Source organism: Achromobacter sp. B7 (genome assembly GCF_003600685.1).
In the GTDB taxonomy this organism is placed as follows: Bacteria; Pseudomonadota; Gammaproteobacteria; order Burkholderiales; family Burkholderiaceae_B; genus Achromobacter; species Achromobacter spanius_B.
This window is the reverse complement of record NZ_CP032084.1, coordinates 4321760-4345991: the sequence shown is the minus strand read 5'-3', so window position 1 is coordinate 4345991 and position 24232 is coordinate 4321760. Positions and strand designations below refer to the sequence as shown.

The following is a 24232-nucleotide window of genomic DNA, read 5'->3' as shown; positions in this document are numbered from 1 at the left end:
GCCGGAATGGCCCCGGCGCCAGGCAGGGCAACTTGCGCCTTCCCGGCGCCGGTTCGGGGCGCCGCCGCGATCAGCTTGCGGTGGCGGGCGCGGGCGTATTCAGCAACTGCTGTTCCCACAGGTATGCGATGCCGCTGCCGGCCGCGTGCTGGACCAGCACATTGGTCAGCGCTTCGGCGGTGCCCAGGCGCGCCCAGTCGCGCTGCCATTCGGCGGCCACCGCCAGCCACGTCATCAAGTTGACGCCGGCCGCCGCCATGCGCTGAAGCGCCACTTCGTGCGCTTCGACCGACACGCCGCCGGACGCGTCGGTCACCACCGTCACATCCCAGCCTTCGCCCGCCGCCTGGATCGCCGGCATCGCCACGCAGACCTCGGTCCACAAGCCGGCAATGATCAGCTGCTTGCGGCCCGTGGCCTTGGCCGCTTCGACGACCTTCTTGTCTTCCCACGTGTTGATGAGCGTGCGGTCGATGACCTCTTGCCCGGGGAACACATCGGTGATCTGCGAAAAGATGCGGCCGCCCCGGTCAGCAATCACGCTGGTCAGGATGGTGGGCACGTTGAACGCCTTGGCGGCCTTCGCCAACGCCGTCGAATTGTTGACCACCATGTGCGGGTCGTGGCTGTTCAGGTTGGTCAGCTGGTAGGGCTGATGGTCGATCAGAACCAATAACGAGTCTTCAGGACGGAGTAGCGAATCGAGGCCATTACGAAATTTCATTGGTGATCCCTGGCTTGCTGTGGTTGGAGGGGGTGCTCTGCAACATGCAGTGCCGGGTGGCGGACGCGGGTAGCGCCGTCCCCGGAATGGGCATTATGTTTTTGTGGCCCGGGATGCGGTAGTGACGTTGCGCGATGAGCTGTGTCGCGCGTTGCGGAACACCGCCGCGCGGCGTCTTCCATCGCGGCAGTTGGGGCTGTTGGTGCCGGATTGCGTAGTGCTATCCTGCGGCGAACTGCGTCGCAAAACGGGGGCAACGCCAAGTGGATATCGAAGAGCTACAGACTTTTATCGAGGTGGCCGACGCGGGCGGCGTGTCGCCGGCCGCGCTTCGGATGGGCGTGTCCAAGTCCATCGTCAGCCGTCGCCTGCTGCGCCTGGAAGAAGAGCTTGGCGTGCAGTTGCTGGCACGCTCGACACGCGGCGCGGCGCTGACGGAAGCGGGCGCCACCTTCCGTGACCATGCGGCCCGCGCCTGCGCCGAAATAGACCTGGCGCGCGAAACCATCGTGCCCGCCGGCGAGCTGCGCGGCCGCCTGCGCGTGGCCGTGCCCGTGTCGTTCGGCCTGACGCACTTTGCGCCGGTGGTCGCGGAAATGGCGCGGCGCCATCCCAAGCTGCACGTGCAGACCTGCTACAGCGACCGCTTTGTCGACCTTATCGCCGAAGGCTACGACTGCGCCATCCGCGTCGGTTATCTGCAAGACTCCAACCTGGTCGCCAGACGCGTCGGCCCCATCCTGGGCAAGCTGCTTGCCAGCCCCGACTACATCAAGACGCATGGCGCGCCGGAAACGCCTGCCGAACTCGCTGCCCATCAAGCGCTGATGCAGGGCACCGAGGCGTGGCAATTCATGGACGGCGACAAGATCATCACGGTGCGTCCGCAAGGGCGCTTCAAGGCCGACAACGGCGCGGCCCTGGTTACGGCGGCCGCGGCCGGCCTGGGCCTGGCGTACCTGCCCGATTGCCTGACGCATGACTACGTGGTGGCGGGCGCGCTGGTGCCCATCATGCCCCGCTACCCGCCGCCGCCCGCGGGCGCCTACGTGATCCGGCCGCCCGGTCAGCATCCCGCACGCAAGATCCGCGTTTTGACGGAATTGCTGATCGAACACTTTGGCAGCTCGCCACATTTTGCGGGCACGGTTTAGGCGTAAGCGGCCAGGCGGCCCGGAGGCCCGCTGGCCCGCTGGCCCCCGGGCGCGTTCGCCCGTTCGCCCAACGTTCAGTCCGCCGCGCGTGCCATTTGCAAATGCTGCGTAATTTCTTCCGCCGGCACTGCTTTCGAAAACAGAAAGCCTTGCAGCTCGTCGCAGCCGGCAGCGCGTAGAAAATCGCGTTGCGCCGCCGTCTCGACGCCTTCGGCGTTGACCGTCAGCCCCATCGAGCGGCCCAGCGTCACGACGGCATTGACGATGGCGGTGGAATCCGCGCCTTCGCCGATATTGGCCACAAAGCTGCGATCGATCTTGATTTTGTCCACGGCGAATTTCTGCAAATAGCTCAGGCTGGAATAACCGGTGCCAAAGTCGTCCAGCGCGATCCGGAACCCTACCGCGCGCAACTGTGCGATGGCGTTTTGCACGCGCCCGTCGTCCTCGATGAACACGCCTTCGGTGACCTCCAGTTCGATCTGCGTCGGGCTGACGCCCGCCGAAGTCACCAGGTCGATGACGCGGGCGGCGAAACCGGTGCTGCGAAACTGCACCGGGGAAAGGTTCACTGCGATGGACAGTCCCGGCCATTGCAACGCGGCGCGGCACGCTTCGCGCAGCACCCAATCGCCCAGTTCCACGATCAGCCCGGTCGACTCGGCAACCGCCACGAAAATCTGTGGGGGCACCGCGCCTTGGGTCGGGTGATGCCAACGGATCAGCGCCTCGACGCCCACCAGCTGATGCGTGCTGCTGTCGATCTGCGGCTGGAAATACACGCTTAGCTGGCCGCCGTCCGCCAGCGCGGCGCGCAGGTCCGCTTCCATCAACGCCTTGGCCTTCAGCGTCTCGTCCATTTCCGGTTCGAAGAAGCAATACTGATTTCTGCCCGATTCTTTGGCGCGGTACAGAGCGATATCGGCTTTGCGCATCAATTCACTGCGCGTCGTTGCATCGCGGGGCGCCATGGCAATGCCGATGCTGGCGCCGACAAAAGCGCGCCCGCCCAGCAGCTCGAACGGGGCGCGCACTTCGGCCAGGATGCGCCGGGTCAACGCGTTGGCAGACGCTTCGGAGGTGTTCTGCGCAAGCACCGCGAACTCGTCTCCTCCCAGGCGTGCAATCACATCGTCCGGCCCCAGGATGGCTTTGACGCGTCGCGCGAATTCCTGGATCAGCGCGTCGCCGGCGGCGTGCCCCCAGGTGTCGTTGACCTGCTTGAAGTGATCCAGGTCCAGCAGCAGCACCGCACAGCTGGAATCGGGTTGTCGGCGCACCAGCGCCTGGTCCACAAAGGTGGCGAAGTAGGCACGGTTGGCAAGCCCGGTCAGCACGTCATGAAAGGCCAGGTGCTGGGCATGCGCTTCGCTGGCTTTCAGCTCTACGTGCGCCGCGCGCAGCGCGCTCAGATGCGATTGCTGGTCGCGCAATAAACGGTACGTGCGCAGCGCCAGGAACGCCACAATGACCAGGGCGCCACCGATCATGGAGACGAAGGCGGGCAGCATCGCCCGCCATAACTCCGAGCCGGGAAGGTCGGGCCGCCACATCAGATATCCGATAGGCGCGCCGTCCGATGAGGTCAACGCCAGCTCGCGTTCCCCGTCATCGTCGTGGTGGACGCGTTCAGGATGGTAGTGCAGCCCTTCAACCAGATTGCCGCGCGAAAACGCATACAGAAAATCACCATCGATATACCGGACACTGACGAGCAGATTGTGCGGAGCGGCTCCCGGCGTGGCGGGCCGCATCTGAAAGTGGTCGATATGCATGGCGCTGACGACGGCGGGCCGATCCTGCACGATGGCAAGATCCGTGGCGTGCACGGCGGACGGGGTCGTGCGCAAAGTGGCCTCGGTAGCCGGCGCCTGGCCTGGCAAGCGTTCATGGTCGTTGTTGGGCCGGCTGATGCGACCGCGCGCCAAGTCGACGAATCTTTTGATGGCGGCCTGGTACGACAGGTACATCGACGGCGAGGCCGCCTGGCCGTTCACGCTGGCGTAGACGGGGGCATCGTCCGGACCCAGGATGAAAATAACGTCCTGGTTGAACAGCCGGTGCAGCAAGGTGCCCACGTTCTCGTCCAGCCAGGCCTGGTCGGGCTTGGGCTTGGCAAGTTCATCCAGCAGCATGTCCCACAGCGCCACCCCTTCTTGTGCCTGCGACACGTCGTCCAGCACATTGCTGACGGCCTGGGCCAGCTCGCGGCGTTGCCGTTCGGCCGACATGTCGTCGCTTTTTTCCACTGAAAGATGCAGGGAAAACACCATGGCCGCCAGGAACAGCCCGAAGGCCGCCAGCAGCAGGACAAGAAGCCCCCCGGCAAATTGCGGAAGTCGCTCGACGCTTGTTTTCATGCCCGTGTCTCCGGGAAGGGCTGGCGCCTCGTCAACAAGAAATAGAAAAGGGCCGGCACTGACGCGCCGGCCCTGACTTCATTTACCCAGATGCTTGCGAACCGCGGCGGCTGATGCGCCCACCGCTTGCACCGCCTCGCGCAGCTGCGCTTCGGTGACCCCAAGCGCCTGCGTCCAGTAGCGCAGTTCGTGGGCTTCGTTCACATTGATGCGGGACCGGTCTTGGGGTCCTCGATCCTTCAGGTCGTCGGCCATGATGTCTCCTCTGTTGGAAGAAACACCTATCCAGCAAGCCGCGTTCCCGATGCGCAGCTTGCGGCCGGGGCTTGCCGGAGGTCAGCCCGGTCCGTCGCTGGCGGCGGCCAGCAGCGGCACCACGATGTCGCTGATTGGCGTGGCAATGCCATGCGCGCGGGCGCGGCGCGCGATGACGCCGTTGCGGATATCCCATTCCAGCGGCCGGCCCGCCTGGCGGTCCGCCAGAATGGACGTGCCCATGTCGGCCGGAGCGGCCTGGAACTTTGCAAGAATCTCTTCTGGGGTCTCGTCGCCCAGCTGCGCGCCTTCTGCGCGGGCCACGGCCAGGCATTCCTGTAGATAAGCGATGGCAAGCGTGGCGATGTCGGGCCGCGCAAACATGCCGGCGCGGCGGTGGGTAAGCGCCATCAAGCCCGCCACCGCGTTCTGCAACAGCTTGCGCCAGGCCAGCGTCTGGAAGTTGGCGGTGACGTCCACCGCGCACAGCGTGCCGCGCAGCGCCTCGGCCACCACGTGCGCCGCCTGCGTGTCCGGCAAGCTAAGGCGCGCGTCGCCACGCAAGCGCACCGAGCCGTCCGGCTGCCCCTGCGCGGGAAACCACACCACGGCGGGAATGATGCGAGCGCCAGGGGAGTCCGAGGTGTCTGGGGACTTTGGGGCGTGCCGGGCGACCTGCTCCATTTGCTCGACCCCGTTCTGCAAGACGCACACGACGGTGTCCGGGCCGCACAACGCCGCCAGCCAACCTGCCGCAGCCTCGGTCTGGGTTGCCTTGACGGCAAGAAAAACGATATCGACGGTGCCATCGATCTGGCCGGGATCGTTGCGCACCGGTCCCGGAACCGTGATGCGGCGCTCGCCGTCCTCAAGAATCAGTTCACTGCGCGGCGTGCGCCCGCACAGCAAGGGCGTACGGCCGGCCTGGTGCAAGGCCGCCGCCACCGTGGTGCCGATGGCGCCGGGTCCGACGATGGCGACGGTTGCTGCATCTGTTGCGGTACTCATGGAATGGGGTTCCTTGAAAAGCACGGTGGAGGGCGGGGGCGCGCACGGATAGCGGCCAGACCGTGCGGCGTGGCACACCGGGCTGGCAAACGCTTCACAAGGCGACCAGCACCTTGCCCACGACAGATGCCGATTCAAGCGCGACGTGAGCGTCGGCTATTTTATCCAGTTCGACTTTCATCCCGATATGCGGGGCATAGTCGCCGCTGGCCAGGCAGGCGTTTATGTCCCGGATCGCCTGGATTTTCGCCGCCATGGGCACCGTATAGATAAACACGAACCGCAGCACGCAGCCGTGCATCATCGCGCTTAACAATGGCAACGCAAGCGCATCGTCGGCATGCGACATCGCGTAGGAACTGATGACACCTCCTGGCGCCAGGCATGCCATGTCGATGTCCAGATTCGCCTTCACGTTGACGTCGACGATGCGGTCCACGCCCGCGTTGCCCGTGCGCGCCTTGATTGCCGTGGCCACGTCATCATTCAGGCGGTCCAACACCAGATCCGCGCCCGCCGCGCGAGCGACGGTGGCCTGTGCTTCATTCATGACGGTGGCCGCGACCCAAGCGCCCGCCCACTTCGCCAGCAGGATGGCGGCGGTGCCGACCACGCCGGCGCCGCCTTGCACGAGCACGTTCTTGCCACGGATGTCGCCATCGGCGAAGAGACAGCGATGGGCCGTCAAGGCCGGGATGCCCAGTGACGCCCCGACCTCGAAAGATGCGTTATCCGGCAGTGGCACCGCCTGCGCCGACGGCACCACGACATAGTCGGCCGCCGTTCCTGCCGGCCTGCCGTACTGCGCCTCATAGATCCATACCCGCTGACCCACCCGACCGGCCTCGTTCGGATCGCCCACGGCATCGATGACGCCCGCGCCGTCCTGGTGCGGGATGATTCGTGGGTACGGCATCGCAGAGGAGAATCCCGTTCGGGCTTTGAGATCGGTAGGGTTCAGCCCCGACACATGCACCCGCACCCGGACTTCACCTGGGCCGGGTCGGGGATCGGGAAGTTCAGCGACGCAAAGCACTTCATGCGCGGGGCCCTGGCGTTCGTAAAAAGCAGCTTTCATGGATTTTTTCTCGGACATGGAAGACATGCTTCCGTGAGCCGGCATTATCGAAATCCAGTGGCTTTTCTACAAGTAGGCACATTGTTTATACGTAAGGATAAAAAATATACTATCGAGGCTTTATCCGACTCAGGGCAGCATCATGGCGCGTGGCAAGCTAGATCAATACCGATGCGCGGTGGAAATCACCGTACACATCGCGGGGGGGAAATGGAAGCCGTTGATCATTCACTATCTGCTGAGCGGAACCAAGCGTTTCGGGGAGCTGAAAAAGCTGATCGGCGGCGTTACGCAGCGCTCGTTGACGTTGCAGTTGCGCGAACTTGAGGCAAGCGGCATCGTCAGCCGCGAAGTCTTTGCCGAAGTGCCTCCACGCGTGGAATACACGCTGACGGCGCTAGGATCCACACTGGCTCCGACGTTGGAAGCGATGAAGGCCTGGGGCGAACACTACCTGCAAAACAAGACTCGCAAACGGAAAGCGCCCGCTTCCTGAAGTACATATTCCCCAGGCGCAGGCGCGCAAGGGAAGCCTGTTCCTTTGGTCGGGCGATACCATTTCAGGAAAGATCCGCGCCTCAACGAGGCATGGAGCCGCGACCCGTGTCGCGGGGGGATGGCTCTGTCCCGAAATGTCGTACAGCGCTCGGGGTCGACGACCAGGCGGGGCGCGTATCGCGCAGCGTTTCCACGACGATAAGGTAACGTCCCGCGCCATAGGTCGGCGTCCGGTCACGCCGCAGCACCCAAGGCGTCGACACGAGGTCGGCGGCAAGCTCATAGTCGGCATCCAGCAGGCCAAGTCGGTCAATCAGCTGGTTGAACGTTGCGGCGATGCGGATGCACCCTTTTGACTGCGGCGAGCCCAGCTTGGGTTCCAACGTGTAGGGGTCCGTCGCGTGCATCTGCAAACGCATCTCGCTCACGCCTTGCTTGGTCCAGCCCTGGCGGGCTTGTTGCCAGCCAAAATCGTAGACCCGCATGCCCTTGGCGCCATACCCAAGGATGCCGTTGGCGTTTTTCGTCCCTTCCGCACGGAAATCCGGGTTGTTCAAGTTATGGGCGAATACCCCTGTCGGGGTTTCGAAATGGTCGAACTGGCCAACCCTGCCCGTGGACACGGGGCTTGCGCCCACGTAAATTGGGGGCGCTCCGGGGCTCATCCAATAGAGCATCGCCGCTTGGACTTTGACGTGGCGATCCACCACGAGGATGTATTGGGGACCCAACAAGACGATCCCGGCGGTTTGCAGTGTCCGCAAGGCCAGATTGGCATAGCGCTCCTGCTCTTCGTCGGGCAGTAGCAGCGCAGGCGACACCTCTAGACGAAAGGCGCGTGCCACCTCGTCGGGCGAGACTTGCGCGAATGCCGGGATGGAGCAAACGAGGGGCATGACGATCATTGCGCGCGCGGTTAACCACGCCCGCGCGGCCCGACGCTGAGGATGTAGCAGACTCATGCGGCTTGACCTAATCGGATCAGGATGTTTGCACGATGCTTCCGGGATGTTCATGTGGCCTTCATCAACTGCCCGTTAACCATTTGAACCCCATCATGGCACTGCGGCGGTTGATGCTATTGACGTCGGTCAAGTTCATCAACATCAGGCGAAATGGCAACCAGGTAAATGCGTCATTCCTCGATCGGACGAGAACGTGAAGCGCTTGCGCTGCGGAAGATCTGAATGGGGAAATGCGCGCGCACTGATCTCCTGATATTTATCAACGATTTCTTTTCGGACGGACTCATCATTAGCTCGCGCCGGATGCCTATGCGCTCATTTCCCGTTCCTTCGGGGGGCTGACTGAACGGGCGGCCCAGACGGCTAGCCCTGTCAGGGGTGTTCACGAACGACTTCGCGGCTTGTAGACGGCTTGCGGCAGACGGAACCGATTTTTCTCAAAGTCCCCAAGGGCGAGAGCGATCATGAGTGCGAATGCCGTTCCAGAGGCGCCGGAGAATTCCGTTCGTCGCGACATCGTCGCCGGCCTGACCGCCGCAGCGGTCGTGCTTCCCAAAGCCATGGCCTACGCGACGGTGGCCGGTCTGCCCATCGCTGTGGGTCTCTATACCGCTTTTGTGCCGATGGTGGTCTACGCGTTGCTGGGTTCGTCACGCGTGCTCAGCTTTAGCTCGACCGCTACGCTTGCCATTCTGGCTGGGGCGCAATTAAGCCTGGCGGTACCGGATGCTGATCCGCACAACGTGGTCGTCGCGGCCGCGACCTTGAGCGCACTGACCGGCGTTGTGTTGCTGCTGGCCTCCGTCCTGCGCCTTGGCTTTGTCGCCGATTTTATTTCTAGCCCTGTCCTGAGTGGCTTCAAGGCCGGCATCGGCTGCGTGATCGTACTTGACCAGGCACCGAAGTTGCTCGGCATACACATTGTCAAGGACGGGTTCTTTCATGACGTGATCTCGCTTGTGCAGCAGCTGCCGGATACGTCCCCTACGACGCTGATGGTCGCACTGGCAACACTAATCCTGCTGATCGGCATAGAGCGCTTCCTGCCGAACATACCGGCCCCCCTCATTGCCGTCGGCGGCGGCATTTTGGCATCGTGGATATTGGCGCTGCAGGCTGTGGGTGTGTCGACGGTCGGACAAATTCCGCATGGGCTTCCACCGTTGACCTTGCCCGACCTCGGCTTGATGAAGCAACTGCTACCCGGGGCCGCTGGTATCGCGCTGATGAGTTTCACTGAATCGATCGCCGCGGGTCGGGCATTCGCTGCGCGCGCCGATCCGCCGATCAACGCCAATCGTGAATTGCTTGCCAGCGGTGCGGCCAACGTCGCGGGTGCGCTGTTCGGCGCCATGCCCGCTGGTGGCGGCACGTCGCAAACCGCGGTCGTGCGTGCCGTGGGCGGCAGGTCCCAAAAGGCTACGCTGGTCACCGCGGGTATTTCGGTGGCAACGATGCTGTTCCTGGCTCCGCTGCTGGGTCTGTTGCCGAACGCGACTTTGGCGGCGGTGGTCATTGTGTATTCCGTGGGGTTGATTCAACCCCGCGAGTTCTCTGCCATCCTCAAGGTTCGAACGATGGAGTTCCGCTGGGCCGTCGTCGCCCTGCTCGGGGTCCTCATCTTCGGAACCCTGCAGGGGATCGTCGTCGCCATCGTTGTTTCATTGATCGGTCTGACGCATCAAACGGTCAATCCCAAGGTCTATGTCATGGGGCGCAAGCGCGGAACCGATTTCTTTCGGCCGGCTTCCCCCGAGCATCCTGAAGACGAAGCGTTTGATGGCTTGTTGATTCTCCGGCCGGAGGGGCGTCTGTTCTTCGTTAATGCGCAGGCCGTGGCGCAGAAAATCCAAGCGCTGGTGGTGGCCCATCAACCGGCGGTCGTGGTGCTGGACCTCAGCAGGGTCCCGGATATCGAGTATTCGGCCTTGCAAATGCTGATGGAACGCGAGCAAGCGCTCAACGCTGGTCCAACGCAGTATTGGTTGGCGGGGCTGAATCCGCGAGTGCTGGATGTGGTCAGGCGCTCCGGCCTTGCCGAGCGACTGGGCCGCGGTCGCTTGTTGTTCAACGCCGAAGCCGCCGTGACGCGCTACCTGTCTTTGGCCGGGCTTGCGCCCGACAGTAGCTGAAATGCCACGGGGTAAAAATCTTTTCGCCAACAAGAGCAGGCCGGATTCTTACCGAACCACGATTGTTCGCATCGGCTCTCGCTTTGGCGCTCTGTGAGCCAAGAGTATTTGAATCCTGAGAGAAGCAATATGAGTAAGCGGAAAGTGACAACGAAGTTGACAATTATCAGGTTCGAAAAGGCTGGTCGCTCTAAATTGGGCTTTGTTATTCAGCGCGCAGATGGACCAGCTGCAGAAGACCACGGACCGCGCGGAGCGTCAGAAACTGGCACGCGAGCACCAGGCGTTGATGCAAACGACCATGGGCATGATGAGCGAGATGTGGGGCAACGGCCCGATGAACTGCTGCTCGCCGGTAGGAAGCGGCGGGCCTCATCATCGGGGTGGCTCAACGATGGGCTGGAATGCCGTGCGCAAGGACTACTCGAACCTGACTCCCGCGCAGCTCAGGGAACGACCGTGCGTGACGGCCGTCGCGCTAGTTCGCGGTTCTTCTTTAATTGACCAGGTTTCCATCCAAGATCGGAGGCTTCAATGAACACTCGCGATACATCCCACCTAGCTAGTCTTTCGCCGTTTGAACTGAAAGATGAGCTGATTAAACTGGCAGGAAGCGCCGCTAACAGGCTGATGCTGAATGCAGGCCGGGGAAATCCCAACTTTCTTGCCACCATCCCTCGTCACGGCTTTTGGCAGCTTGGGCTGTTTGCGATGATCGAGTCCGAGAGATCGTTTTCCTACCTGCCCGAAGGGGTAGGCGGTTTCCCACGGCGAGCGGGTATCGAAGAACGCTTTGACCTCTTCGCCCGTAGCCAGGCCGACATCCCTGGCGTGAAGTTCCTTGCCAGCGCGGTGTCCTTCGTGCGGGATCAGCTGGGGTTGGATGGCGGCGATTTTCTCTACGAGATGTGCGCCGGCATCCTGGCCTGTAGCTATCCGGTTCCAGACCGGATGCTGCGGTTATCGGAACAGATCGTCAAGCAGTACATCCGAAAAGAGATGATAGGCAACTATCCATTTTCCGGCGACTACGATTTGTATGCTGTTGAAGGCGGCACGGCCGCCATGACCTACCTGTTTAACTCGATGAAAATCAACCACCTGCTCAGGGCCGGTGACGTCATCGCGTTGGGCAAGCCGATTTTCACGCCCTACATCGAAATTCCGGAACTGTCGGAGTTCGGCTTGACCGAGCTGGCCATCGACGCTGACGCCACGAATGGCTGGCAATACCCCGAGAAAGAACTCGACAAGCTGCGCGATCCCAAGGTGAAGGCATTCTTCCTGGTGAACCCCAGCAACCCGCCTTCGGTCAAGGTCAGCGACAAGAGCCTGCAATACCTGGCCGGCATCGTGAAGGAACGGCCCGACCTGATCATCCTTACTGACGACGTCTACGGCACGTTCGCCGACAATTTCGTTTCGCTCTTCGCCCTGTGTCCGCACAACACCTTGCTGGTGTACTCGTATTCCAAGTACTTTGGCGCAACGGGTTGGCGCCTGGGCGTGATCGCTGCGGATAAATCGAATGTCTTCGACGCGAAGATCGCGCAATTGCCGCAGCAAGAGCGGGACGCTTTGAACAAGCGCTACGCGTCCATTACCACCGAACCCGAGAAGCTTCCCTTCATCGACCGAATCGTGGCCGACAGCCGCACCGTGGCGCTTAATCACACCGCCGGCCTGTCCACGCCGCAACAGGTGCAGATGGTGCTGTTCTCGCTGTTTTCGCTTATGGATACGGCGGAAAGCTACAAGAACGCCATGAAGCGGCTGATCCGCGGGCGCAAGGCGGCGCTCTACCGGGGCATGGGCGCCGCGCCTGGCGACGTGGACGAGAACGTGGTTGATTACTACACGCTCTTGGACGTGGAACAGATGAGCCGGGAAGTCGGCCCGGGCTTCGTTAAATGGTTGCTGGCCTCGATCAAACCGCACGAGTTGCTGTTCAGGCTGGCGGAAGAGGCGGGCGTCGTGCTGCTGCCCGGCAAGGGCTTCGGCACGCTTCACCCGTCCGGCCGCGTATCGCTTGCCAATCTGAACGAACAGGACTACGTAAAGATCGGCCAATGCGTGCGCAATCTGAGGGACGAGTACCTAGAACGCTATCAGCAACAACATGGCGGTGCGGGGAAATCCAGCTAGTCGGCTCGCGACGTGCGTCGAAGCAGGATTTTCGTCGGGACACCACCAAACGCGGGAGCAGAGCGCGATGCCGGCGCTATCTGGTAGCGCCGGTAATCGCAGATTGCGCGCGCGGTGGAGCTAAAGAGGCAGGGGCTTCGGATAGCAAGCCCAGGCCGCCGAATACAGCGTGCACGATTTTCATGCGCGCAGCGGCATCCGCGCTTTTCTTGACGTCAATGTTGAGCGCGAAATCGAAAACCTTTTCCTGCCGTTCCAGGTAGCCTACGAGCCAGCCCGTTTGCGAACGCCTCGTCATGCTATTGGACCGTGACGTGCGCCCGATCGATGACGGTTTTCCATTTGTCGAGCTCGGCGTCGACGAAGCCCGTGACCTGTGGCGGCGAGACCTTGCCCGGCGTGGCGTTGTTGTCGTTGAGCCAGTTGATGTTGGCGTCGGTGTTGGTGCTGTCGGTGCGCCGAGCCGCCCACGCATGGCATGTATCGACAGTGCCTGCGTCCCTCCGGAACAGCGTTGACGTGCTCTCTTTTATTGCGTGTGCACGGATTCAGGCAGGGTCATCGTGAAAGCCTCGCCCCTCCTGGGCGAGCTTGACGATGAGATTGGCCGGCTTCCAGTATTGGGTACCGTGCACGGCTTCATACTTGCGCAGGCCCGCCAGAATGGCGGGCAGGCCGATCTGGTCCGCATAGCACAGCGGGCCTCCCCGATAGGCGGGAAAGCCGTAGCCTTTGAGCCAGACGACGTCGATGTCGGAGGCGCGTTCGACGATATTCTCTTCCAGGATATAGGCGGCTTCGTTGATCATCGAGTACAGGCAGCGCTCCAGGATTTCCTCGTCGGAGATCTGCCGCGCTTGTCTGCCTGAGGCGGCGCGGTGTGCGGCAACGAGTGCTTCGGCAGCCGGTGATGGGGTGGCCTTGCGGTCGCTGTCATAGTCGTAGAAACCGCCCTGGGTCTTTTGGCCCAGCCGGCCGGCGGCGACCATGCGGTCCAGCATGTCGCATTCGCGCTCGCGCGGCGTCAGGCGTTGCAGGCGGCTCTGGCGATTGCGCCAGCCCACGTCCAACCCTGCCAGATCCGCCATGGCGAACGGCCCCATCGGAAGGCCGAAGTCGCGCAGCACACCGTCGATCTGAAAGAACGAGGCGCCTTCCTGGAGCAGGAAATAGCTTTCGCGCGTACGCTTGGCCAACATGCGGTTGCCGACGAATCCGTCGCAGGACCGCACCAGCACCGCGACCTTGCCCAGGCGGCGGCCCACGTCCATGACAGTGGCGCACACGTCGTCCGAGGTGACGGAGCCGCGCACGTTTTCCAGCAACTGCATGACGTTGGCCGGGCTGAAAAAGTGCATCCCTACCACGTCCTGGGGCCGCTGAGTGGCGCTCGCGATAGCGTCGATGTCCAGGAAAGAAGTGTTTGAGGCCAGGATGGCGCCGGGTTTGCAGACCCGATCAAGCGTCTTGAATATCTCGTGTTTAAGCCCGATTTCCTCGAACACCGCTTCAATGACCAGATCCACGTCGGCCAGATCCTCGAAGCGCGTGCTGCCCTGTATGCAGGCGAGACGCTGTGCGACGTCGTCTGCGCTGAGCCTGCCGCGCCGCGCGGAGTTGGCGTAGTTTTCTTTGATGCGCGCCATGCCCTGGCTGAGGCGCTCGGCGTCTTTCTCCAGCAGCACTACGGGTATGCCGGCGTTGGCGAAGCACATCGCAATGCCGCCGCCCATCGTGCCGGCGCCTATCACCGCCGCCCGGTTGACGGACCTGGCCTTGGCCGCAAACGGGGGCTTGTGCAATTGACGTTCGGCCACGAAGGGGTGGTGGTTGACGACTGGCGTGCTGGTGGTGGTGCTCATGATTGTGTCCGCGGTTTCAACGATTACAGGGTGGCGCGCGATCCGAGAATCGCCGTGACCTGGCTGGCCAACTGGCCGCCATTGCCGTGGGCCAGGGCCAGATTGGCGCCGTCAACCTGCCTGGCGCCTGCGGAGCGCCGGATCTGGTGCACCGCTTCGATGGCCGCAAAAATGCCATACATACCCGGGTGATTGCAGGACAGGCCGCCGCCGTTGGTGTTGACCGGCAGTGCGCCACCGGGCGCGGTCACGCCTGATGCCACGAACGCGCCGCCTTCGCCCTTGGCGCAGTAGCCCAGGTCCTCAAGAAACAGAATCGGGTTGATGGTGAATGCGTCATAGAGCTGCAAGACGTCGATGTCTTGCGGTGCGACGCGCGCCATCTCGAAGGCGCGTTGGCCGGATTGCACGGCACCGGTGACCGTGAGGTCTTCCATGCTTGAAATTTGGCGATGCGTGGTTGCCGCGCCGACACCCAGGACATAGGCCGGCGTGTTGGCAAATTCCGGCACGCGCTCAGCGGCGACCAGAATCATCGCTCCGCCGCCGTCCGTCACCAGGCAGCAGTCCCGCAGCGTGAGCGGGTCGGATATAGGCCGGGAATCCAGAACGTCGGCGATGCTCAGGGGGCCGCGCTCGTGCGCGGCAGGATTGAGCTGCGCCCATTGGCGCGCGGCGACCGCGACGCTGGCCAGCTGCTCGCGCGTGGTTCCGTACTGGTGCATGTGGCGTGCGGTCGCCAAGGCGTAGCCACTGATGGGGTTGCGCGGCGAATACATCGCCTCCCAGGGCGCGGGTTCAGTCAGGGTGGTCAGCTTGCCGCCCGCCGACAGTTGGTTCGACCCATAGCAAATGCAGGCCACTTTGCACAGCCCGGCTTGCAGGGCAAGCGTGGCCGACAACAGGTGGGCCAGAAATGAGGAGCCGCCGATGTTGGTGCCGTCCATATAGGTCGGATGGATGCCGAGATACTCCGCCACGGACAGGGCGGGCATGAAATGCGTCAGCGTGGACGTGAACAAGCCGTCGATCTGGTCCACACCGATGCCCGCATCGGCCGCCGCCGCCTGAACGGCGATGCCAAGTTGATCCAACGCCGAGAACCCGGGGCTGTTCCAGCCAGGGGTGGTGCCGACCCCGACAATTGCCGAGGCCCCTCTTGTACTAGTAGCCATCAAGTCATTCCAATTAACAGGCGTCGCGCGGTCAGCCCGCGCGCACAGACACCACACGCGGTGAGCCCGCGCGCACAGACACCACGCGCGGTCAGTCCGCGCGCACGAACACCACGCGCGGCACGCCAGAGGACTGGCGGCGCACTTCTGCACGGACTCGCATGCCGATCGTCACCGCAAGGGGATCGATGTCGACAACGGTACTCATCAGGCGCGGCCCTTCTTCAAGGTCCACCAGGACGACGCAGTAATTTCCACCCCGTTCGGGGCGTTGGCGCACGACGGTGGTCGAATAGATGGTGCCGCCGCCACTGGCCGCTTCCCAGCGCAGGCGTCCGCCGCCATAAGGGGAGATGGCCCGAGGATAGAAAACGGCGCGGCCGGTGGTTTCGCAGCGCTGAATCATGAACTGCCCTTGTTCGAGCATGCGCTGGAAGTACTGCTCCGGGCCGACTGCCTCGTCGCCCGCTGTGTGTGTGCTGTTAGAGGAATTCTGCACATTCGCCTCCCAAGATTCTTGGCCCCGGCCGGCCGGCAGGCGGACGGGGCATACACCCGTTGGGTGCATGGCTTGTCTGCTGGCGATGCCACGACGCGGGATTGATCTTAGGGGGGCGACCCGTCTCGGGACAATTAACTAATTTTGACGAGGGTCATAGCGATTGAGCATAGCTGGCCCGTGGCCCGGTGCGTGCCGGGTCCGCGTGCAGAGGGGGTACGCGAAGGGTGTACGCGGACGTTGCAGGCAGAGGGATGTACTCAATCAGCCAGCCAGCGTACGCCGACGTACTCGAACTGTTTGATGTAGGGCTCGAGCAGGCGGATCAGCTCGGCGTGCAGCACATTGACGATGCGGGGGTTGCGGTTCAGCACGGCGGTGCCGATGATCACGGTGCGTTGCAGCGTGGGGCTGATGATGGGCGCGCCTTCGATGCGTTTTTCGGCCAGCATCGTCATGATGGGGATGACGGGCAGGATGGTGTAGCCGACGCCGCGTAACACCAGATCAAGAATGACCGCGGTGCTGTCCGACTCGGCAACCAGATTCAGGTTGACGCCAAGGATGGTGCAGGCGCGGTCTATCACGTTGCGCAAGCTGCGCGCTTCCGGCACCACCATGGGCATTCTGGAGACGGCCTCGAGCGTCATCGGGGTGTCTTCGGATAATCCGGATCCCGGCAGGCCGAAGACGTAGATGGGCTCGGAATAAGCGGGCGAGGTCTGCAGAAGTTCGGATTGCAGATAGTCGCCCATCAGGCAGATATCAAGCTTGCCGCCCTCCAGCCCCTCTTGCAGGAAATCCGAAAAGCCGGTGGCGATGCGCACGCGCAGATTGGGATACTGCTGCTGCAACGCGATGACGAGCGGGCCGGCAAGCGGGGCCGCCAGGCCGGGCAGCATGCCGATGGACACCGTGCCAAGCAAATCCGATTTTGCAGCGCCGATGTCGGCCCGGGCTTCATTGAGCCCCTTAAGGGAAACCCGCACCTGATCGACAAACCGGCGGCCTGGCACCGTCAGCACCATTCCAAGCCGGTTGCGCTCGAAAAGCGCAGTGCCCAGTTCGTCTTCCAGTTGCTTGAGCTGCCGGGACAGGGCGGGCTGCACAACGTGCAGCAGTTCCGCCGCCTTGGTGAGGCTGCCGGTTTCCGCGATCGCCAAAACCGTTCTTAATTGCCTGAGTTCCATTTCCGCCTGCTTTTATCGAGACACATGCCGAACGGCTATAGGGGTCAGAGAAAAATGTGAATTGTGCGGCTGTGGCACGACTCCTACCATCCTCACCAAGTTAACGACAACCGCCAGATCAAGCCGGGCTGCGATTGCGCGTATCCGCTTGCATGTTAATGCCTATCGGGGCCTGCCCGCGGGCGCGCCTCGTCTGGCAGGAACATGCAAGGGCTAGGGGCAGCAGCCGAAGAACTTGAGCATAAGAGTTAGAGCAAAGACATAGGATCGCTATGAAAAGAGTGTTGGTTGCCAATCGTGGCGAAATCGCCGTGCGAGTCATTCGCGCGGTGCGCGACCTTGGGTTGGAAAGCGTCGCGGTGTATTCCCAGGACGATTCAAACTCCAGGCATCGAATTGTTGCGGATACTTCGGTTGCGCTGACCGGCTCCGGTCCGGCGGCTTATATCGATATCGACGCCATCATTGCCGTAGCCACGGCCGAACATTGCGATGCTATTCATCCGGGGTATGGCTTCTTGAGTGAAAGGGCGGATTTTGCCCTGGCTTGCGATGCGGCGGGAATCACGTTCATCGGCCCGAATGCCGATCACCTCGCCCTGTTCGGAGACAAAGGCCGCGCGTTGCAACTGGCCCGCGAGTGCGGCGTGCCCGTCATGCCCGCCACGCCGGGCGGTGCAAGCCTTGCGGACGTCGAACGGTTCTTCGACGAGCAGGGCGGGGTCGGGATCGTCATCAAGGCGGTCGGCGGAGGCGGCGGGCGCGGGATGCGCGTCGTCAAGTCCAAAGCCGATATCGCCGAACGCTATGCCCGCTGCCGGTCGGAAGCCATGTCGGCCTTTGGCGTGGACGCACTGTACGCGGAACGTCTGGTCAATCGCGCGCGTCATATCGAAGTGCAGATTGCCGGCGATGGGGCGTCGGTGGTCGCGCTTGGCGATCGGGATTGCACGCTACAGCGCCGCTTTCAGAAAGTGGTCGAGATCGCGCCCAGCCCGGTGCTAAGCGCCCCGCTGCGCGCCGCCATTCTTGCCGCGGCAAAGAAAATGGCGGCCAAGGTGGAGTACCGCAGCCTGGGTACCTTTGAATTCCTGGTCGAAGAGAACGAGCACGGGGTGCAGACGGACTTTGTGTTCATCGAAGCCAATCCCCGGTTGCAGGTCGAACATACGATCACCGAGCAGGTCACGGGGGTGGATCTGGTGGCCTTGCAGATCGGCGTCGCGCAGGGTAAGCGCTTGGCCGAACTGGGCGTGGACCCGGCCAACCCGCCGGGGCTGAACGGTTACGCCATCCAGGTGCGCATCAATGCAGAATCGACCGATGCCACGGGCATGGCACGCCCGGCACACGGCAGGCTGGCGCGTTTTGAGCCGCCCGCCGGCCCCGAAGTGCGCGTCGACACCCATGCCTATAGCGGCTACGCGCCGGCCCCGGCGTTCGACACGCTGCTGGCCAAGTTGATCGTGTTCAGCAGCAATGACGATTTCTCGGGCGTGGTGCGGCGCTTGCGCCGCTGCCTGGCCGAGTTCCGCATTGCCGGTGTCGCGACGAATATCCATCTTTTGCAGGCGCTTGTGGCCCGCGAGGACTTCCTGTCGCAGCGCAACCATACGCGCCACATCGAGGCCATCCTAGGGGAACTGCTTGCAGCGGCCGAGCAGTACGCAAAGGAGCAGCAGGCCAAGGACAGCCTGATCGGGGATTCGGGCGGGCGCAGCGCGGCGGCGGCCAACTTGCCGCAGGCAGCGCAGGCCGCGCTGCCCGAAGGGCTGTCGGCATCGCGCGCGCCGCTAAGCGGCCGCCTGGTCGAGGTGTCCGTGAGCGCTGGCGCGGTCGTGCTCAAGGGCCAACCCATCGCCGTGATCGAAGCGATGAAAATGGAATACACCGTCGTCGCCGACTTCAATGGCAGGGTCGTCCAGGTGCCGGCCGCCAGTGGCGGCAACGTGCTTGAAGGCCAGATCCTGGTCTTGCTGGAACAGGAATCGAGTGGTGACGACACCGATGTCGTGACAGACGCGATCGATCTGGACGCGGTGCGCCCTGACCTGCAAGCCGTGCTCGACCGCCATGCGTCGCTTTACGATGACGCGCGCCCGCAGGCCGTGGCCAAGCGCCGTTCGCGGGGGCAGCGCACCGCACGGGAGAACGTGGACGACCTGTGCGATGAAGGCTCGTTCGTGGAGTTTGGCGCGCTGGTCATTGCCGCGCAGGCCACCCGCCGCAGCAAGGAAGACCTGATCGCCAACACGCCCGCGGACGGCATTGTCACCGGCATTGGCAACGTCAACGGCGATGCATTCGGCTACGACGGGTCGCTGACCGGGGTGATGGCCTATGACGCGACGGTGCTGGCGGGCACGCAGGGCAAACGCAACCACATCAAGACCGACAGGCTGGTGGAACGGGCCCGCCGCGACGAAATGCCGATGGTGTTGTTTGCCGAAGGCGGAGGCGGGCGCCCGGGCGATGTGGATTTTCCGTTCGTGTCCGGGCTATATCAGCCGTCGTTCGCCGCGCTGGCCGAACTCAGTGGCGAAGTGCCTTTGCTAGGCATTGTTTCGGGACGCTGTTTCGCGGGCAACGCCGCCTTTCTAGGGGTCTGCGATGTCATCATCGCGGACAAGAGCGCCAACATCGGCATGGCCGGCCCGGCGATGATCGAAGGCGGAGGACTGGGCATCTTCCGGCCGGAGGACGTTGGCCCCGCGCCGGTGCAGTTCGCCAATGGCGTCATCGACATCCTGGTCGACAACGAGGCGCAGGCCGTCGCGGCGGCGAAGCACTATCTGTCTATGTTCCAGGGCCGCACCAAGGATTGGGTGGCGCCCGACCCGCGCCACCTTCGTCATGTGGTGCCCGAGAATCGCCTGCGCGTCTACGACAGCCGCAAGGCCATCGAAGGCATTGCCGACGTAGGCAGCGTATTGATGCTGCGCTCGGGGTTCGGCCTGGGAATGCACACCGCGCTGGCGCGTGTGGAAGGGCAGCCTGTCGGGATCATCGCCAACAATCCGCATCACCTGGGAGGCGCCATCGACGCCGATGCGGCCGACAAGGCGGCACGCTTCATGAACCTTTGCGATATCCACGGCCTGCCCATCATTTCCTTGATCGATACGCCGGGATTCATGGTCGGGCCAGAGCAAGAGGCCAAGGCACAAGTGCGGCATGTGTCGCGCATGTTCGTGGTCGCGGCCAAGCTGCGCGTCGCCATCCTGGCAATTGCCTTGCGCAAGGGCTACGGCCTGGGCGCCATGGCCATGGCCGGCGGGGGATTTCGCTCGGCCAGCTGCGCGGTGTCGTGGCCAACGGGCGAATTCGGCCCCATGGGCCTGGAAGGGTCCATCCGGCTGGGCTTCAAGAAAGAGCTTGAGAATGTCCCCGAGGGGCCACAGCGCCAGGCGCTTTACGACGAGTTGGTGGCTCGCGCCTACGATCGCGGGCACGCCATCAATGTCGCGTCCACGACGGAGATCGACGCAGTCATCGACCCCGCGCAGACTCGCACGTGGATACGCCAAGGCATCGCGTCGGCCTCTTTGCGCGCCGGCCGGGCCCGTCGCGCCTTTGTTGATACCTGGTGATCAAGGTGAAGTCCGTTGGAACAGGTTGCGACGATGCATACATCTGAAAGCCGGCTCGCCTTCGCCGGGGTGCGCGTGCTGGAAATCGGCTGCGGTGCGGCAGTGGCTTATGCCGGGAAGCTCTTTGCGGATTTTGGCGCCGAGGTCATCAAGCTGGAGGACGCCGACGGCGACATGCTGCGCCGCCTGCCGCCCCTGTTGAACGAGGCCAACGACGAGCCCGCAAGCGCCTTGCATGCCTGGCTCAATACCAACAAGCGCAGCGTGGCACGACAAGGAAAGACAGGCGCGGATGCCGCGTGGCTGTCACGGATCGCGCGGACATGCGATGTGATTCTTGACGCCCGCGCCCTGGACGAAGGCTTAGAGGTCCTGACGCGCCCCGCCTACGCCGGCGATGGGAATGACGGCCAGGGCAATGTGCCGATCGAAGTCTGTCTGACCTGGTTCGGCGAGTCCGGGCCGTACCGTGGCTTCGCGGGGACCGAGGCCGTGTGCCGCGCCCTGGCCGGCGCGGTGTATTGCAGTGGCGCACAGCAGGGGCCGCCCCATCTGCCGCACGACATTCAGACCGCCATTGCCGCCGGTGTCGCCGCATTCTCCAGCGCGACCGCCGCGCTGCTGGGACGATCCGACGGCAGCCGGCGTTATCTGCTGAGCATCCATGAGATTGCGTTTTCGCTGGTCGAGATGGAAGCCGGCATGGTGCAGGATGGTCGGCATCCCTTGGCCAGGCTGGGGGTCAACCGGTTCTGCACGACGCATCCGGCCGGCATCTACGAGACCAAGAAGGGCTGGATTGGGCTGTTCGCCCATACCGGCCCGCAGTGGGCTGCGCTGTGCGCGGCCATCGGCCACCCGGACCGGGTAGCGGATCCGCGGTTTGCAAGCGGGCCGACCCGTATGGTCCATGCCGACGAAATCGATGCGTTCCTGATTCCCAGTCTGCGCGCCAGGACAGCCCAGGAATGGTTCGATGTGCTGCGCAAGGAAAAATTTCCCGCTGTCATCGTGCCGACCATGGCAGAACTGCTTGAACAGAGCGTGCATCGCGAACGCGGCGCTTTTGTTCCCGTCACGGTCGGGGCGGCCAAATTCGAGGGGCCGGTCGTTCCGCTGCCCATGGGCGATGCGGGCCCCTTGCCGGGCGGTAAGGCAGCGCGTCTGGACGCTGACGGCCCCCGCTACCGCGACGTGCAGAGCCTGACGCCGGCCGCCGACTTGACCCCGGCTGCGCCGGGCGCGCTGCCCTTACGAAACATCCGCGTGGTCGATCTGACGATGGGGTGGGCCGGGCCATTGGCGGCAAGGACGCTGGCGGACTTTGGCGCGGAAGTCATCAAGGTTGAAAGCACGCGCTATCCGGACTGGTGGCGGGGCACGCATTACACCGATGAGTTCTATCAGGAAAAGCTGTACGAAAAGAACTCGAATTTTGCGCTGATGAACCGCAACAAGCTGGGCATCACGCTTGATCTGACCCGCGCGCAAGGGCGTGCGGTCCTGCTCGATCTGGTGGCCAAGGCCGATATCGTCATCGAGAACTACTCGACCGAGGTGTTGCCCAAACTTGGGCTGGACTACGCCGTGCTGTCCCAGGTCAACCCGCGCTTGGTCATGGTGTCCATGCCGGCATTCGGGTCGGGCAATGAATGGAGCACGATCAGGGCCTATGGCGGCACGCTGGAGCAGGCCAGCGGCCTGCCCCATCACACCGGTTTCGCGCAGGACCCTCCGGCGCTGACCTCCTACGCCTATGGTGATCCCGTGGGTGGCTTTAACGGGGGGGCGGCAGCGTTGTTGGCGCTGTTCGTGCAGCAGCGCTCGGGCAAGGGCCGCCACGTCAATCTGTCTCAGGTGGAATGCATGCTGCCCATGACAGCGCCGTTCGTCATTGAACAGTCGGTGCATGGCACTACCACGCCCCGCATCGGCAATGCACATCCTCTTCATGCCCCGCAGGGTATTTACTCGTGCGCGGGCGATGACGCCTGGGTGGTGGTGAGCATCACGAGCGATGCGCAATGGCAGGCATTGCTGGCGGTCATGCAGGCAACTGATCTTGCCCGGGACCCTGCTCTGGAGAAGGCGGCCGGCCGACGCACCCGACACGAAGAGATAGACCGCAGGATCAACGCATGGACCCGCGCGCGCTCCGCGCAAAGCGCAATGGCGGAACTGCAACAGGCGGGCATCAGCGCAGGAGAAGTCAAACCGGTCTGGACGCTGCTCGATGACCCGCATCTGAAGGCCCGTGAGTTTTTCAAGGCGACTTCCCGGCCTTATATCGGCGAGTTTCTGGCGACCACGCCCTGGTTCAGGGAGCCGGACGCTACGGTCGCGGCGGTGCGTCCGGCGCCTACGCTCGGGCAGCACAATGGCGATGTGTTTTCGCGCGTGCTGGGCATGAGCGTGGATCAGCAACAGTCGCTGGAGCGCGACGGAATCATCGGAAGCACCGCAACCAGAAAGGCGGCCTGACAAGCCCCGCAAGCACGACGCAATGCACAAGACCTAACCTCGTGGAGACAAAAAATGGCTACATCCGATTCCCGCCGTCACTTCCTCATCACTTCCGCGCACCTTGCCGTGGCTTCGGCATTGGGCTTGGGGACTACCGCCGCGTTCGCGCAGGACAAGGCATGGCCCACCAAAGCCATCAAGATCATCGTGCCGTTTCCGGCCGGTTCAATCACGGACACGATGGCTCGCCTGCTGTCGGACTCTTTGTCCAAGACGCTCAAGCAGCCCGTCATCGTGGAAAACAAGGGCGGCGCCAATGGATCGATCGGGGCGGCCGAGGTGGCCCGTTCGGCGCCGGATGGCTACACGCTGCTGGCCACCAACAGCAGCAGCATCACCGTCAACCCCTTGATCTACAAGAACTCCCCGTACAAGACCAAGGATTTCGCGCCCATCGCCCTGGTACTGGACGCGCCGTTCATTCTGAACGTCAACCCCGAATGGGCCAAGAAGCACGCCATCGCGTCGGTCAAGGACCTGGTTGAGTACGCCAAAAAGAATCCGGGCGAGCTCACCTATGGGTCCGGAGGCCAAGGCAACCTGGCCCATCTGGCGTTTGCGCAACTGAGCAACGACACGCAGTTCAAGGCAACCCATGTCCCTTACAAGTCGGCCTCGCAAGCAAGCATGGCGGTCATGGCGGGCGAGGTGAACACGTCTTTCGATACGCTGGCCAGCGCACCGCAAGTGGCAGCCGGCAAGTTGAAAGCCCTGGCGGTCACGCAGAAGCAACGTATTTCCCAAATGCCGGATATCCCCACGATGGCCGAGGCAGGCTATCCAAACATCGACGTCACTTTCTGGCTGGGCCTGTTCGCCCCGGCAGGCACCCCAGCCCAGATCGTCGACACCTTGTACGAGCAGTCCAAGCTTGCGATGGAGCAGCCCGCTGCCAAGACTTCACTGAGTGCGCAGGGTAGCGTCGTCATGAGCAATCCAAAGGAATTGTCCACGCGCATCGGGCGTGAGGTCGATCAGCTGTCTCATGTCGTCAAGCGGGAGAATATTGTCATCGATTAAGGCGAGCCCGGCGCGGCGGACGCCAGCCAGGCGTCTTGCCGCCGGTTTGGCGGG

The 24232-nt window shown here is 63.2% G+C and carries 18 protein-coding genes; 8 read left to right on the top strand and 10 right to left on the bottom strand.

Annotated features, from left to right (window positions below; all coding sequences use genetic code 11):
* Window positions 1-70 precede the first annotated feature (70 nt).
* Window positions 71-724 carry a hydrolase gene (locus DVB37_RS19545; RefSeq protein ID WP_104144119.1) on the bottom strand — a complete coding sequence of 218 codons (654 nt, stop codon included), beginning with the start codon at window positions 722-724 and terminating at the stop codon, window positions 71-73.
* Between the two features lie 263 nt (window positions 725-987).
* Between DVB37_RS19545 and DVB37_RS19540 the strand changes: the two genes are divergently transcribed.
* Window positions 988-1878, top strand: a complete 891-nt coding sequence (locus tag DVB37_RS19540; RefSeq protein ID WP_120156513.1) for a LysR family transcriptional regulator — start codon at window positions 988-990, stop codon at window positions 1876-1878.
* A 74-nt stretch (window positions 1879-1952) separates the two neighbouring features.
* Here DVB37_RS19540 and DVB37_RS19535 read toward each other — a convergent pair whose 3' ends face one another.
* The 4 genes from DVB37_RS19535 to DVB37_RS19520 all read right to left on the bottom strand — a co-directional run bounded on the left by DVB37_RS19535 (window position 1953) and on the right by DVB37_RS19520 (window position 6597).
* On the bottom strand, window positions 1953-4238 hold the full coding sequence (locus DVB37_RS19535) for a bifunctional diguanylate cyclase/phosphodiesterase (RefSeq protein WP_120156512.1): 2286 nt from the start codon (window positions 4236-4238) through the stop codon (window positions 1953-1955).
* Between the two features lie 78 nt (window positions 4239-4316).
* A complete protein-coding gene (locus tag DVB37_RS19530; protein WP_082134474.1) occupies window positions 4317-4493 on the bottom strand; it encodes a DUF3606 domain-containing protein in 177 nt (58 codons plus the stop codon).
* 81 nt (window positions 4494-4574) lie between these two features.
* Window positions 4575-5501: an oxidoreductase gene (locus tag DVB37_RS19525; RefSeq protein WP_120156511.1), complete on the bottom strand. Its 927-nt coding sequence runs from the start codon at window positions 5499-5501 to the stop codon at window positions 4575-4577.
* Between the two features lie 94 nt (window positions 5502-5595).
* Window positions 5596-6597 (bottom strand): NADPH:quinone reductase, encoded by a 1002-nt coding sequence (locus DVB37_RS19520; RefSeq protein WP_240433940.1) that lies wholly within the window; start codon window positions 6595-6597, stop codon window positions 5596-5598.
* Between the two features lie 124 nt (window positions 6598-6721).
* Between DVB37_RS19520 and DVB37_RS19515 the strand changes: the two genes are divergently transcribed.
* Window positions 6722-7075 carry a helix-turn-helix domain-containing protein gene (locus DVB37_RS19515; protein WP_120156509.1) on the top strand — a complete coding sequence of 118 codons (354 nt, stop codon included), beginning with the start codon at window positions 6722-6724 and terminating at the stop codon, window positions 7073-7075.
* 82 nt (window positions 7076-7157) lie between these two features.
* Here the strand turns inward: DVB37_RS19515 and DVB37_RS19510 are convergent, their stop codons facing one another.
* A complete protein-coding gene (locus tag DVB37_RS19510; protein ID WP_240433939.1) occupies window positions 7158-7982 on the bottom strand; it encodes a L,D-transpeptidase in 825 nt (274 codons plus the stop codon).
* Window positions 7983-8506: 524 nt separating this feature from the next.
* Here DVB37_RS19510 and DVB37_RS19505 point away from each other — a divergent pair.
* The 3 genes from DVB37_RS19505 to DVB37_RS19495 all read left to right on the top strand — a co-directional run bounded on the left by DVB37_RS19505 (window position 8507) and on the right by DVB37_RS19495 (window position 12319).
* Entirely contained in the window at window positions 8507-10174 is a 1668-nt protein-coding gene (locus tag DVB37_RS19505; protein ID WP_120156507.1) for a SulP family inorganic anion transporter, read from the top strand.
* 220 nt (window positions 10175-10394) lie between these two features.
* Entirely contained in the window at window positions 10395-10712 is a 318-nt protein-coding gene (locus DVB37_RS19500; RefSeq protein ID WP_120156506.1) for a hypothetical protein, read from the top strand.
* On the top strand, window positions 10709-12319 hold the full coding sequence (locus DVB37_RS19495; protein WP_120156505.1) for a bifunctional aspartate transaminase/aspartate 4-decarboxylase: 1611 nt from the start codon (window positions 10709-10711) through the stop codon (window positions 12317-12319). The genes DVB37_RS19500 and DVB37_RS19495 overlap by 4 nt, the downstream gene beginning before the upstream one ends.
* Window positions 12320-12867: 548 nt before the next feature.
* Here the strand turns inward: DVB37_RS19495 and DVB37_RS19485 are convergent.
* From DVB37_RS19485 to DVB37_RS19470, 4 genes are all read right to left on the bottom strand, one after another.
* Window positions 12868-14181, bottom strand: a complete 1314-nt coding sequence (locus DVB37_RS19485; RefSeq protein ID WP_120156504.1) for a 3-hydroxyacyl-CoA dehydrogenase — start codon at window positions 14179-14181, stop codon at window positions 12868-12870.
* 23 nt (window positions 14182-14204) lie between these two features.
* Window positions 14205-15356: an acetyl-CoA acetyltransferase gene (locus DVB37_RS19480; protein WP_120156503.1), complete on the bottom strand. Its 1152-nt coding sequence runs from the start codon at window positions 15354-15356 to the stop codon at window positions 14205-14207.
* 91 nt (window positions 15357-15447) lie between these two features.
* Entirely contained in the window at window positions 15448-15855 is a 408-nt protein-coding gene (locus tag DVB37_RS19475; RefSeq protein ID WP_240433938.1) for a Zn-ribbon domain-containing OB-fold protein, read from the bottom strand.
* A gap of 260 nt (window positions 15856-16115) precedes the next feature.
* Window positions 16116-17018 (bottom strand): LysR family transcriptional regulator, encoded by a 903-nt coding sequence (locus tag DVB37_RS19470; protein ID WP_052946018.1) that lies wholly within the window; start codon window positions 17016-17018, stop codon window positions 16116-16118.
* 299 nt (window positions 17019-17317) lie between these two features.
* On the opposite strand from DVB37_RS19470, the gene DVB37_RS19465 reads away from it, so the two are divergent.
* Genes DVB37_RS19465 through DVB37_RS19455 form a run of 3 tightly spaced genes read left to right on the top strand, consistent with a single transcriptional unit; the run spans window position 17318 to window position 24178 of the window.
* Complete coding sequence (locus tag DVB37_RS19465) at window positions 17318-20635, top strand: carboxyl transferase domain-containing protein (RefSeq protein WP_120156501.1); 3318 nt, start codon at window positions 17318-17320, stop codon at window positions 20633-20635.
* A 33-nt stretch (window positions 20636-20668) separates the two neighbouring features.
* Entirely contained in the window at window positions 20669-23116 is a 2448-nt protein-coding gene (locus DVB37_RS19460; protein WP_120156500.1) for a CoA transferase, read from the top strand.
* A 54-nt stretch (window positions 23117-23170) separates the two neighbouring features.
* The gene (locus DVB37_RS19455; protein ID WP_120156499.1) at window positions 23171-24178 is read left to right on the top strand and encodes a tripartite tricarboxylate transporter substrate binding protein; all 1008 of its coding nucleotides are present in this window, start codon (window positions 23171-23173) and stop codon (window positions 24176-24178) included.
* Window positions 24179-24232 lie beyond the last annotated feature (54 nt).